11 protein-coding genes are annotated in these 13036 nt (G+C 51.4%); 3 read left to right on the top strand and 8 right to left on the bottom strand.

The window, feature by feature from the left end:
* The 4 genes from EV12_RS05135 to EV12_RS14055 form a co-directional block, all read right to left on the bottom strand.
* Positions 1 to 3543: hypothetical protein (locus EV12_RS05135; RefSeq protein WP_036912852.1), on the bottom strand; the 3543-nt coding region annotated here is incomplete at its 3' end.
* A 591-nt stretch (positions 3544 to 4134) separates the two neighbouring features.
* Positions 4135 to 4278, bottom strand: a complete 144-nt coding sequence (locus tag EV12_RS14065) for a hypothetical protein (RefSeq protein WP_193742148.1) — start codon at positions 4276 to 4278, stop codon at positions 4135 to 4137.
* A gap of 233 nt (positions 4279 to 4511) precedes the next feature.
* Entirely contained in the window at positions 4512 to 4847 is a 336-nt protein-coding gene (locus EV12_RS14060; RefSeq protein ID WP_152562302.1) for a hypothetical protein, read from the bottom strand.
* Positions 4848 to 5013: 166 nt separating this feature from the next.
* A complete protein-coding gene (locus EV12_RS14055) occupies positions 5014 to 5385 on the bottom strand; it encodes a hypothetical protein (RefSeq protein ID WP_193742147.1) in 372 nt (123 codons plus the stop codon).
* A 14-nt stretch (positions 5386 to 5399) separates the two neighbouring features.
* Here EV12_RS14055 and EV12_RS05120 point away from each other — a divergent pair, with 14 nt between their 5' ends.
* Together EV12_RS05120 and EV12_RS05115 are read left to right on the top strand one after the other, a co-directional pair.
* On the top strand, positions 5400 to 7460 hold the full coding sequence (locus EV12_RS05120; RefSeq protein ID WP_275040946.1) for an O-linked N-acetylglucosamine transferase, SPINDLY family protein: 2061 nt from the start codon (positions 5400 to 5402) through the stop codon (positions 7458 to 7460).
* Positions 7461 to 7574: 114 nt separating this feature from the next.
* On the top strand, positions 7575 to 8255 hold the full coding sequence (locus EV12_RS05115; RefSeq protein ID WP_036912844.1) for a hydantoin utilization protein A: 681 nt from the start codon (positions 7575 to 7577) through the stop codon (positions 8253 to 8255).
* A gap of 20 nt (positions 8256 to 8275) precedes the next feature.
* On the opposite strand, the gene sodX is transcribed toward EV12_RS05115, so the two are convergent.
* The 3 genes from sodX to EV12_RS05100 form a co-directional block, all read right to left on the bottom strand.
* Positions 8276 to 8632 carry a nickel-type superoxide dismutase maturation protease gene (sodX, locus tag EV12_RS05110; protein ID WP_036912842.1) on the bottom strand — a complete coding sequence of 119 codons (357 nt, stop codon included), beginning with the start codon at positions 8630 to 8632 and terminating at the stop codon, positions 8276 to 8278.
* Between the two features lie 10 nt (positions 8633 to 8642).
* Positions 8643 to 9116 carry a superoxide dismutase, Ni gene (sodN, locus tag EV12_RS05105; protein WP_036912839.1) on the bottom strand — a complete coding sequence of 158 codons (474 nt, stop codon included), beginning with the start codon at positions 9114 to 9116 and terminating at the stop codon, positions 8643 to 8645.
* Positions 9117 to 9205: 89 nt separating this feature from the next.
* Positions 9206 to 9838, bottom strand: coding sequence for an FKBP-type peptidyl-prolyl cis-trans isomerase (locus tag EV12_RS05100; RefSeq protein ID WP_036912836.1), 633 nt, complete (start codon positions 9836 to 9838; stop codon positions 9206 to 9208).
* Between the two features lie 465 nt (positions 9839 to 10303).
* On the opposite strand from EV12_RS05100, the gene EV12_RS05095 reads away from it, so the two are divergent.
* Positions 10304 to 11779: an apolipoprotein N-acyltransferase gene (locus EV12_RS05095; protein WP_036912833.1), complete on the top strand. Its 1476-nt coding sequence runs from the start codon at positions 10304 to 10306 to the stop codon at positions 11777 to 11779.
* Between the two features lies 1 nt (position 11780).
* Here the strand turns inward: EV12_RS05095 and mnmA are convergent, their stop codons facing one another.
* Positions 11781 to 13010 (bottom strand): tRNA 2-thiouridine(34) synthase MnmA, encoded by a 1230-nt coding sequence (gene mnmA / locus EV12_RS05090; RefSeq protein WP_036912872.1) that lies wholly within the window; start codon positions 13008 to 13010, stop codon positions 11781 to 11783.
* Between the last annotated feature and the right edge of the window lie 26 nt (positions 13011 to 13036).

Raw genomic sequence — 13036 nt, 5'->3', positions numbered from 1 at the left:
CGCTGCGAGGGTGTCGGAGCTGAGTGCTGCAGCATTCATACCGATGGCGACAGCCACATCACCGGAGGCCTCGGAGAAGAGACCAAGAGCCATGGCATTGGCACTTGTAGCGCGAGCGGATTGACCAACGGCGGTGGTGTTGCTGGCACTGGCGACAGCATTGACACCAATCGCCATGCTGTCTGTAGCTGAGGCATTAGCAGCTGAACCAAAGGCCATGGCGCCATCACCTGAGGCATTGGCAGCTGAGCCAAAGGCCATGGCGCCATTAGCGGAGGCATTGGCATTGGTGCCAAAGGCAATGGCATTGGTGCCAGATGATTTGGAGAGAACGCCGATGGCCATGGCATCATCGCCTTGGGCATTGGAGCTGCTGGCGATAGCAACGGCATTGACGCCTGATGCATTGGCATTAACACCAAAGGCTTGAGCGTTTTGGCCACTGGCTTTGGAGATCACGCCAATGGCGATGGAATTAGCACCGTTGGCAATGGCACCTGGTGCTACCGCTGTGGCATTGGTGTCTGTGGCTTGTGAGAGGGTGCCAAAAGCCATGGCACTGGTGCCAGTGGCGCTTGCTTGTACGCCAAGGGCAACAGCATTGGTTCCTTGGGCATTGGCTTGGAAGGCTAAGGCGGTGGAATTGGTACCGTAGGCATTGGCGCCAGCACCAGCGGCAAGACTGTTAGCGCCGGTGGCGATGGAATTAATGCCAACAGCGGTGGTGCTTGTACCAATGGCTTGCGCATTGGTGCCAAGGGCCATGGCGCCTGCTTCTTTGGCATAGGCCTCTACGCCAACCGCAGTGGCATTGACGCCATTGGCCTGTGATTTAACGCCAATAGCGATGGAATTGGCTCCATAGGCATTGGCAGCAGCACCAAGAGCACCAGCATTGACGCCACAGGCTTGCGCAGCAGCACCAACAACAAAGGAGTTGGGTTGATCGGCGAGAGCACCAGCACCAAAAGCGAGAGCATTGGTGCCGCTTGAGATGGAATTGGTACCAACGGCAATGGCATTGGTGCCGCTCGCGGTGGCGTCAACACCAAAAGCAGCTGAATCAATGCCAGAAGATGTTGCACCAGTGCCAAGAGCAAAGGAGCTTGTGTTACTGGCAGTGGCGCCAACACCAACAGCCATGGCATCAGTGCCTGTGGTTTGAGCCTTCGTGCCAATCGCGCCAGCATTGACACCTTTTGCGACGGCTTTCGTGCCAAGCACGAATGAATTGGCGTAACTGGCTGCGCTGTCGTATCCAATCGCGATTGCGTTTGCACCGGATGCATTGGCGAGACTGCCTAGAGCAATCGCCCCATTGGCCGATGCATTGGAACTTGCGCCAAGAGCAATGGTATCTGGCGCGGCAGCTCTTGATAATGCACCGATGGCAATTGCATCATCAGGGTCTGCATCGCTTTCTGTTAATGCCTCGACTGTTGCATATTCGCCAATGGCGATAGATCCAGACGCTTGTGATGATGATCGTGTTCCAAGGGCAATAGCATCTGAGCCTGTAGCTTCTGCTCCGGTGCCGATCGCCATGGCTTCTGATGCGCTTGCATTTGCGCCAGCACCGAGAGCAATTGTCTCTGATGCGCTTGCACTTGCTTCAGCGCCAATAGCAATCGCTTCATTTGCAGTCGATGCAGCTGCTTTACCTAAGGCAATTGCACTTTCTCCTTCTGCTTTTGCATCTTCTGAGCCAATTGCAATGGAGTTATCTCCACTTGCTGATGCGCTTACCATCGCCAATGCATCTTTGCCACTTGCTTTGGTATAGGCCCCGATACTTATTGCGCCATCTTTAGTTGAGTTTGAGTTGTCGCCAATTGCAATAGTTGAATCACCTACAACAGCAACATTGTTGCCCATCGCAATTTGATTTTTACCTAGAGTTGCACCTGCACCATTGCCAATAGCGATGCTGCCAGCTGCCTCAACTCCAACACCCGCACCATTCCCCATGGCGATCGCACCTGATGCGCCCTCACCGACTGCAGCTAAATTGCCAATAGCAATGGATGTTGTTGTGGCTCCAACAACAGCAAGATTGCCAATGGCGACATTCATTGCGCCTCCAGAGCCGACTGCGTTGCCTAGAAGTACGTTATAGCTGCCTACATTGAGAATATCATTTCCCATAATTAGGTTGTTGCTTCCAATAGTGTTTGTCACGTTATTTCCCATTAAGATATTTTTATCACCTGATGTATTTGTGACTGTGTTGCCCTGAAGCATGTTGCTATTGCCTGATGTATTTGTAACTGTGTTGCCCTGAAGCATATTGTTGCTTCCAGCAACGTTGTTCACGTTGTTACCTGATAAGATGTTTTGATTGCCTTCCCAATTGTGATTATTGTTGCCTTCAATCAGGTTGAAATCACCTTTTGAATTACTGATTCCATAGCCCGAAGCAAATACGTTTTCTCCGTTGATATACATGTTTTCTCCAATTCCAACCGAATGAGGGCCAGTAATGGAGATGTCGCTGCCAAGAGCCATGCTGCCTATCGATTCTGGATCAATTATTTTTGCGTTAGAGCCAATAGCGATACTTTCTGCTCCCATTGCTGATGATTTCAGGCCTAGGGCAATTCCTGCAGTTCCTCCAGCGTATGAACCCGAACCGATAGCAAGGGCACTTGCTGCACTAGTTGCTGTAACAGCATCTAAGCCAAGAGCAAGACTGCCTGCTCCCCCGGATGCTGCAGAATCACCTAAAGCGAGACTTGATACACCACCAGCTTTTGAGTCAGTTCCAATAGCAACTCCGCCAATAGCATCTAGGTAAGTTTTTGCTTTCACTCCTATCGCAACACTGCCTGAGGCTAATCCTTTCGCTTCTGCTCCTAAAGCAATCGCAAATTCAGCATCCTCACTCGTAAGCGCTTTGTCGCCCACGGCAATGCTTCCACCTCCAGTTGCTTCAGCGGGGCCAACAGCAACCGCCCCCATTCCTGAAAATCCACCAAGAGTTGCGTAGCCGTCACCACTGCCACACTTCGCCATGACAACAGGTTCGGTTCCATCAACCCCTGTGGAAATGCTGAAAGGGCCACCTGGACCTGTGATAATTCCAGCGAGATCTGTTTTTGCAGTCCCTTTTCCTGTTCCTGTTCCTTCCCCTGTTCCTCCCCCTTCCCCTGTTCCTTCTTCTGCTCCTTCGACAGTCACAACCCCTATACCTTCACCAACCGCCTCAACCGCTCCTTCTTCAGCTGTTTCAACTTCTACATCTACAGTTACGTTTACAGTTGTGTTTACTTCTAGCTCGTTGGATTGAGTCCCTTTAAGGGTGAATTCTTCAAAAGTGGTTTTTCCTGCGATTTCAGCTTCGCCAGTGCCACACATTCCATACACTTGAGCAGCAGCTGGATTGCAGGAAAAGAGAAGTAATAAAAAACCTGCATTTTTCAGTAGGAATGCTGGCCTAAGAGTGGTCAGAATATTATTGAGTGAGGCCTTCTCTTGCGGCATCTCATGGGTTGAGCCATGTTGACCCTTGGGATCCTTCTGCTTGTGATCACAATTGCCGCTCATCCTTGTTCCTCTTGATTGCGAAAAGCGAATAGTGACCCTCAAAAATAGCATGATTAATCACTATTCCATTTCTATTGACTGTTTGTAGGATGTTTGTACTTGTGCATGCATATCCCATCACCCAGCCATCCTTTTCACGTTGTCTAATTGTAATTGCTATTAGCATAAAACTGTGATACTGAAGATTGGCTGGAGCTGTTCGGGATGTTCTGCCGTTGAAGTGTATGCATTCAATAGATCCAGCTTTTCTTTGATCGTGATAGCAATGTTCTGCTTTAGCTGTCTGTCGTAGGGCTGTACTAACTGGCCTTGTTGTTTTCAATGCAAGCTAGGTAGAGCAATTTAGGGGTGTCTTGAAATCTGCCAGCATTGTGCTCAGAGATGTTTGCTTTGCCTTGTTGTAGCGAGGAAGTAGGCATCAACTGATGTGTTGCTTTAGGCCTGTTGGTTTTGTCCTGCTGCCTGCATGCGTTCAGTTTTTCCTTCTAGTTTTCCCGGCCGGATCAGCTGATTGGTATCGATTTTGCTGGATGAAGAGAACGCCTGAATGATCGGGCCTGTCTGACAACTCTCTGCCTAGAACTCGCTTGCCTAGGGCTGCTGATCAATAGCAACAGGACGAGCGACTGCTGAAATCTTTTCCTCTTTCCCTTCAGCGATTGGGCTGTTGATTTTGCGCAGCAAGATGTTGATTTGAGCCTGTTGTGATTTGAGGATCAGCCGCTGCTCTTTCAATTCATCACGAGCTTCCTGGCGATCCTGGCGTGCTTCGTTTGTTTATGGCGTGGTTTCTCTTAAATGGCTTTTGTTAGCAATCCTGGCTTGACTTTTGTGTTGTTTAGGATTGAATGTATTATTATTTTGCTGTCTAGAAAGATAAGAAGAGTGGTTAGTTGGTTGCCCCCCTATTAGCCTTATTAGGAAAGTTGCCGCCTTAATTACTGCTCAGTCTATTTAGTGCAGGCTTGCTATTGGGAGATTTTCTTCGAGGCTTGTTTGATTTTTTCGGCGACTTCAAGTTCTGTCGCTGGCAGATTTTTCGGACAAACCGATGAGGCTCTGACGAGAATGTTGCCTGCAATCCAATTCTTTAAGCCTTTGGCTGTGTTCGCAGTCGCAGGCATGCCGCTCACTTTCCCTTTGTAGCGTTCAGTGATCAGCTTTGTCATCGCAGCTACTGATGCTGTAGCTACTGGTTGGTAATCGACTTTCTGCGATAACGAATAGCATAAATTCAAGGTGGTCACATCTCTCAAGTCTCTGAATTCAGCGAGTCCAATTGTTGTTGAGCCAATGCTGCTCAAAGGGCGTGTCTGTGTGATCATCTCCCCACCTTTAATCTTTGCTGCATGGGCACTATTGATTGGAATGAGAAGGGTTGTAAGTGCTAGCGCTGTAAATGTAGATTTGCTTGACATACTTTAGCCTTAGTGTGGGATTGATCTTTTGGGGTAGAGGCTAGCATGAGTCTTATTCGCCTGTTCTTGAAGCATTGCTAATGCTAGCGATTCTGATCAATTGATCACCTTTTTTGCCCTGAGTATTTACCTGGCTTTTTCCATCAGGGCTCTTGTTCTTTTCATCATGCAGCCTGTGGCTTACTTCCAGTATCCTTGAGTTGTTAAACCTTGCTTCTGATGCCCCTCGCTGAGGTCCCTGTTGGTTGGTCTGCTCATAATCAGCCAAGTGCTGGGCTTGATCATTTTTACCAGTTTCTTCTCGAAGGTCAGGCTCAGACAGTTTATGATGAGCTATCGCTTTGTGCACTGCAATCTCTGAATGGGGAGGAGGCTTATCTGCTTGGCCTTTCTTCTCATATTTTAGGTTTTCATCAACAGGCACTTGACTGTTTCGATTTGGCCGAAAAGCAAGACTTTCTATCTAAATTTGTTATCTTTAATCGCGCCAATTCACTGCGTGCAATCAATTCATATGATTTGGCATTAGAGGCTTATCAAGCTGCCTTGAAGATCGATCCTGAATTTGTTGAATGTCGACATAATTATGCCTTGGCATTGTATGAATATGAACAATATGCGCAGGCCGAAGAGTGTATGCGCAACTTGCTTGTTGACGTTCCTGATTATTACAAAGCATCGTTTGCTTTGGGCAACCTACTGCGCCATTTCAATCGCCTTCCAGAAGCTTGCGAGGCTTACCGTCTTTGTCTGCAGGTTCAGCCAGCTTATCCAGATGCCTTAAATAATCTTGGCCTATGTCTTGCGGGCTTAGATCAGAAAGAGAAGGCCATCGCGACTTATCGTTTAGGACTGACTGCAGATGCGTCTTCGGATCATTGCCGCCAAAACCTTGCTCAGGCACTGGTCACTGTCAAAAAACATGACTTAGCTATTGAGGAGTTTGAGAAGTTTCTTGAGCTTCCGATTGACCCTATGCAACGGGCAACAGGCATTCAAGGCTTGATGAGTTGTTATTTGGAACTTGGCCTCCATCAACAAGCCTTTGCGTTTGCAGAAAGTCTTGAAGACAAACGCTTACAGACGATGGTTAGTCTTTATATCTTGCCGATTGTTTATGAATCGGAGCACGACGTTAATCAGTGGAGATCTCGTTATAATGATGTTCTTGATTTACTGTTAGATCAGCTTGATGGCTTCAGCCAAGACGATCCCGTTTACGAGGATATCTATTCCCATTGTTGGGGATTAACGAGCTTTTATCTGTCTTATCAGATGGAGGATGATCTTCCTCTTCAGATCAAGCTTGCAGAGATTTTTAAACGCATTCTTAAACCCAGGCTCGCGTCATACATGCTTCCCCTTGAGCCTCATCAAGGCGATGGCTCAAAGCCTTTACGTGTAGGTGTTCTTTCACCTCACCTACGCAATCACAATGGCACATTCTGGGCGCTTGGTTGGTTGGACCCTCTGCGCGATAACCCTGCTTATGATGTTTATGCCTACAATCTAGGTGACGATGAGGATGAAGTTTCCCAGCGATTTGCTGCTCTTGGTTGTTACCGCAAATTGTCGTTAACACCAGAAACTGCCGAAGCAGTTGTGCAACAGATCCGTGCTGATGATCTGGATTTTCTATTGATTCCAGATGTTGGGATGCATCCTGCTAGTCGTATCGCGGCCAGTGTTCGCTTGGCCCGTTATCAGGCTGTTGGTTGGGGGCATCCGATCACGACGGGATCGGAATGTATTGATTACTACCTCAGTGGCGCGGGAATGGAATCGGCTGATGCCGCCTCTCACTACAGCGAGCGATTGGTGTTACTACCTCGTACTGGTCTGAATTATCCAGTGCCACTGAGTGTGCATCAAGGCGATGACCTTCGTAGCCGTTTTGAGCTTCCAGCAGATCGTCCTTTGCTGTTGAGTCTGCAGAGCACGTTTAAATATCATCCACGCAACGATTGCACGTTTGTTGAGATCTGCCGCCGCTTCCCGGATGCCTTAATTCTGTTTGTCGCTCATATGGGTCATCCCTCCGTTTCCGATCGTCTCTATCACCGTCTCAAGATTCGCTTTGCTGATGTAGGCCTTGATGCGGATCAGCACCTTCGCTTTTTACATCGGCTTGAGTACGCCGATTATGTGGCGTTTTTTGATATCGCTCATCATTCTCTAGACACGATTGATTGGAATGGTGGCAATAGCTCATTTCAAGCATTCTCTAGGGGTTGTCCTGTTGTTTCGATGCCAACAGCTTTTATGCGCGGCCGACACACATTGGCGATGCTCGAGGTTCTTGAGTTGCCTGAGCTGATTGCTTCTTCAAGAGAAGAGTATGTGGAGATCTCTGTGCGCTTGCTTGAAGACGACGACTTCGCCAATCAGATGAGAGCTCTGATCAACGAGCGTTCGCAGCGCTTATTTGCTGATCAAGAGGTAAGCGACTGTTTTGTTGACTTCCTTGCTGCTCTCCCCCAAGAACAATTAGTGAACTGATCCTTGAGGCGGGCTTACTGCTGATGACGGTTTCAGGGTTTGATCCGTTCAGCAGTAGCATCAGCGCAATTCCACCCTCAATCCGCCAGACTTCTTCGTGACTGTTTCGAATTCATGCTGATCAGCATCCTCACGGGCTTCGCTGCTGGAGCCCTTCATGTGGTGGGTGGTGCTGATCATCTTGTTGCCATCGCACCCAGTGCCTTGCGTAAGCCGGCTATGGCATTACGCAGTGGCCTTGCTTGGGGGGTCGGCCATTCAACAGGTGTTCTGGTTCTTTCAACCATTGCCATTGTTTTGAAAGACCTCGTCCATATCGAGCGCATGTCCTCCTGGGCCGAATTCTGCGTGGGAGTGGCGTTGCTTGTGGTTGGAGCGATGGCGATTCGTACTGCTCTTGGCCTGGATATCCACACCCATCAGCACACGCATCAGCAAAACTATGGTCACGCCCATGACCATCAACATGTGCACCTGCATCTGCGAGGGCGACACAAGCACGGGCGACATGCTCATGCAGCAACCAGTCTTGGTCTCCTTCATGGCTTGGCTGGGGCCAGCCATCTGCTTGCAGTTATTCCCGCGCTGGCCTTGCCTCCTCTCGGGGCTTTGATCTATATGGCGGCTTATCTGTTCGGTTCCATAGCAGCGATGGTCGCGGTTGTTTGTGCGATTTCATTAGCCACATTGCGAGTGGGGCGTCGTGCCTTGCCCTTCCTGGTGGGATCAACCGGTGGGCTATCGATCATCACGGGCTTCTTTTGGTTGCAGAAAACATCCCCTCAGCTTCTTTGATTGCCTAATTTGCTGGGCACTTATGCGCTGAAGGGAACACGCCATACGCATTCAGCGATGCCAAGCAGGTTGTCGCGATTCACCAAACCGAAATGCCGGCTGTCTGTGCTTGCGTGCTCGTTGTCACCGCGTAGTTCCAGCCCGGAATTGTTGATTGCAATCAGGCGTTTGATCAGCAGGGTTGCTGGTTGCAACGGATGACGGACAACCACAACACAACCAGGCTTGAGCTGCTTGTCATCGCTGGTGATCGGTTGAAAGATCACCAGGTCGCCAGGGGCAAGGCTGGGGCTCATTGAGTCTCCATCGACACGAGCATGGCGACGAAGACCTGAAAGCAGCAGGAACAGCGAACGCCAGTTCGCTGTTGGCATCATGCTTGTTGGCTTAACTGGCTCTCACCCAGGCGTCATTACGACCCTTGGATTTCCAGAACATCGTGTGAATGGCTTCCACAGCTTTGATCAGTTCATCTGCCTTGGATTGATCGATGTTGACCTTGCAGGCGCTGCATAGCTTGGCCGCTTTCCAGAAGATGTCATGCAGATTCGGGAAAGTTGCCAGATGCTCTGGCTTGAAATAATCCGTCCAGAGGATCAGTAGCTCGTTCTTGGTTTGCTGAGCTTGTTCTTCCTTGATGGCGACGAAGCGGGAGAAGGTGTTGTTGTAAGCCGCCCAAGCAGCCGGATCGTTCCCTGAGGGAGGCTGCAGTTCGAGCAGCTTTTTGGTCATCGATACGACGGCTTCAGCTGAGACTCTTGCCGAGGCGGGATCGTAAACGCCGCAAGGGCCATCACAGTGAGCCTGGACCAAAGAGGCCGGCAGGTTGCTGTGAAGTGTGGAAAGTGCCGAGCGCAACATCTGGCAGGTAGAGAAAGCCAAACTGAGCCTACCCAGGCTGATTGCTAATTGGGTTTGCTTTTGATTTGATTTTCTATTCAGCCTTTAAATCATTTGATGCCAAGTAGTTCGACTTCGAAAATCAACGTTGCGTTGCCAGGGATGACACGGCCTGCGCCGCGGCTTCCGTAGCCAAGCTCTGGGGGGATGACCAGCTTGCGCTTGCCGCCCACCTTCATGCCGGCAACGCCTTCATCCCAGCCTTTGATTACGCGTCCAGCACCGAGGGGGAACTCGAACGGCCCACGTTTGTAGCTGCTGTCGAATTCCTGGCCGTTTTCCAGTGTGCCGCGGTAGTTAACGGAAACGGTTTGGCCTGCTGTGGCTTCCGGGCCATCGCCGATCTTGATCTCAGTGATGCTCAGACCACTGGCAGTCAGTTGGGATGGTTCTGCTTCGATTGGGCCGCCAAGGGCTGAGGCATTGGCTTGCATGGCATCGATTTCAGCGGCATCTGCCTTGGAGCCGTTGATCGCCATCTTGAACAGTGTTGGGTTGGGATCGTCTGGGTCGAGTTCAAGCACTGCCATGTTGAAAGCAGCTGGCTCGCCAGTTCGCACCTCCGCCTGAACGGCATTCACATTGCTGTCGGCGACGACAACTGAGGGTGAAACGATTTGGCTGACAAAGGCCACAATCACGCACACCACAAAGACGGCTGCACTGATGAAGATGTCGCGCACTGAATCTCAATGATCAATCAACATGATTCTGGCAGGAGATGCAGCTTTTGCCTGCGCTTGGGTTATTTCTACTGTTTCAGTTGCCTTTGCTGCTGCTCCAGCTAGTTGAGCCTTCAGTGCAGTTGATCAAAGTGAGGCATGAAATGTTTGCTCGACATTGCAATTAATGCAATAAAATTATTTAGCTCTAACCAATATCGTTATACCCTCAACTAACTCTCAGAACTTGAACTGAATATCATTGTCTCTGATGCCATTAGCCCTACGCAATTACACAGTAACTTGATTCTGCCTCGTTGGCGACATTGCTGAGGAGATCAGCAACCAAACTCGTGCTGTCAAGTCCTCTTAGAAACAGCTGCTAGAGACATTTTGCTGAATTGATCACAGCCTTTTGTCTGTTCGGCAACCGCGTCAAGATGGCTTTGGTGTTTGGTGTTTGGTGTTTGGTGTTTGGTGTTGACCATGGGCAATGACCGATCCCTAGCGCTGTTGCAAGGGGCGGTTGGTGGTGTCTTGGCAGGGATTGCTCTTGCCCAGGGGGGGCTGCTTGTGATGGCACCGGCCCTGGCCTTGCTTTGGTCGACTTGTCGCTTTCCAGTTGCAGCCTCTCTTTGGGGTGCTGTGGCCGTGCTGCTCAGCCATCGCTGGTTGCTGGCGTTGCATCCACTCACTTGGGTTGGCGTGCCTGCACCCCTGAGTGTTCCTGTCGCCGCATCAATTTGGTTGTTTTGCGGTGCAGCAGCAGCAGTGCTTGTGGGGCTTTGGGCTTGGCTGGCAATCTGGCTTGCTCATCTGGCAACGCGCGAAGCAGGCATCCGCGCTCAGGTGTTTCATGCCCTGCTGATGGCCTCGATCTGGGGGCTTGCGGAAGTGCTGTTGGCCCGCTCACCTTTGTTTTGGATTGGCGTCGGCGGCAGCCTTTTGCCCGGTGATCGAGCCTTGGCTGGTTTGGCCCGCTGGTTTGGGGCTGGAGGTTTAGCCACGCTTCAGCTGCTGATCGGTTGGTGGTTATGGCGTACGGCGCTGGCTTGGCGTCGTGGAGTTGGTTGGCGTCGTTCTTTGCTGGTGGGGCTTCTGTGTTTGCTCTTGGCCCATGGTTTTGGCTGGAGTTTGTTGCGTTCATCAGATGCAACCGCACCCATTTCGGTTGCTGCTTGGCAGCCCGCTATCCCTACGCGCAGCAAGTTTTCTGAGGCGCAGCAACGTCGCCTTCCTGAGGCTCTTCAAAATGCTCTCGATCGAGCTGAGGCGCTTGATGCTGCCTGGTTGGTGGCTCCAGAAGGCCTTCTCCCCCCTGATGAGGTGTTGCTCAGGCCTGCTCCGCTTCCCCTGCTCAGCGGTGGTTTTCGCTGGCTGCGCGGTCAGCAACGCAGTGCTTTGTTGGTGGTAGATCGCGGCGAAAGGCAGGCTTCAGCATTCATTGACAAACACCGTTTGGTGCCGCTAGGGGAATGGCTACCGGCTTTGCCTGGTGGTGTTTTTCGTGGTTTATCAGCTGTTGGTGGTCTTCAACCTGGAGCTGCTTCGCGCTTGTTGCAATGGCCAGGACCTAACGCTGCCGTGGCCATATGTTATGAGCTCAGTGATGGGGCTGCTTTAGCCCAGGCCGTCGCAGATGGAGCGCAATGGTTGTTGGCGGTGGCCAATCTTGATCCCTATCCCTTGGCCTTGCAGCGCCAGTTCCTTGCTTTGGCTCAGCTGCGCAGCATCGAAACCGCGCGGGATCTACTCAGCGTTGCGAACACAGGCCCCTCTGCTTTGGTTCTGGCGACAGGCAAGCAGCAGCAACTGCTGGCTCCTTTTAAGGAGGGGGTTGGCCTGGCGGATTTGCATCTCCATCAAGGCATCAGCGGTTACACCCGCTGGCGTGAGGCACCTTTGATTGGCTTGATGCTCTTTGGACTGGTTGGGCTTGGCTGGTCGCGTCTTCGCTCCTAGCTCAGCTTGATGCTGCGTTGATCTGTTGGATCAGGCCGCCGCCGAGGACTGCGTCAGCGGCATAAAACACTGCAGCTTGGCCAGGTGTGATTGAGAATTGCTCTTCGTTAAAGGTCAGTCGGCAGCGGTGAGGACGGTCGCCAGCAATGTCCTCTGCTGTGGCTTCGATAGGGGTGAGCTGGGCGGCAACGGGTCCGCTTCTGTAACGCACTTGCACCTCCACATTGATGGTGCTGCTAGGCGGTGCCATCGAAATCCAGTTCACTGCGCCCACAACGCAGCTGTTTCGCCCCGCCTCTGCTCGAGGGGCAACGATGACGCGATTTGCTGCCGCGTCAAGTTGCACCACGTGCAGCGGCTCTCGCCAGGCCACACCAAGGCCTTTGCGCTGGCCAATGGTGAAATGTTCGATTCCATCGTGTTCACCCACGACTTTGCCGTCTTGAAGCACGATCTCGCCTTGCCTGGCAGGCAGGTAATTGTCAAGGAAGGCTTTCATTGAGCCGTAGTGATCAGCAAGGCAAAGATCCTGACTTTCTGCTTTCTTAGCTGTGCGTAGGCCGTATCGCTCTGCTTCCTTTCTGGTCTCTGCTTTGGTGAGCTCCCCTAAGGGAAAGACCACCTTTGCCAACACATCTTGAGGAAGGTCATAGAGGAAGTAACTCTGATCTTTGTTCTGATCGAGACCACGTAAAAGCTGGTGCCGTCCTCTGGCATCCCCAGGTAAGGCTTGCTGAGATTCTGGATCCTCGCGATGGCGTATACGGGCATAGTGCCCGGTGGCGACACGGTGTAACTGGCGTTCCTTTTCAGCCCAGCTGAGCATTGCCGCAAATTTCACCGAGCGATTGCAGCGTGAGCAGGGTAAGGGTGTCACCCCTTGTTGATAGCCCTGCACGAGTTGGTCGACGATTTCTGCTTGGAATGTGGAGCGCGAATCCACCACATGATGAGGGATTTTGAGTTGTTCGCAGATGCCCGCGGCATCGATAAGCCCATCGCTGCAGCATGCGCCCTTGCCACTCATCAGCCAGAGAGTGAGACCTTCCACCTGCCAGCCCGCTTCTACGAGTAGGGCGGCGCTGAGGGAACTATCAACACCGCCAGAGAGCCCTACCGCCACACGCTGCTCGCCTGGCCAACACTGCAAACGTGTCAGGGCTTTTGCAACTGCTGAGGTGGCTGGTGTTCGAGACACATGCTTAAGGGGGGCTGGGATTGGCGGTTGCATAGGCGTTACCGCAATGATGTCTTCAT

The organism is Prochlorococcus sp. MIT 0701 (genome assembly GCF_000760295.1).
In the GTDB taxonomy this organism is placed as follows: domain Bacteria; phylum Cyanobacteriota; class Cyanobacteriia; order PCC-6307; family Cyanobiaceae; genus Prochlorococcus.
This window is presented reverse-complemented; position numbering and strand designations above follow the sequence as displayed.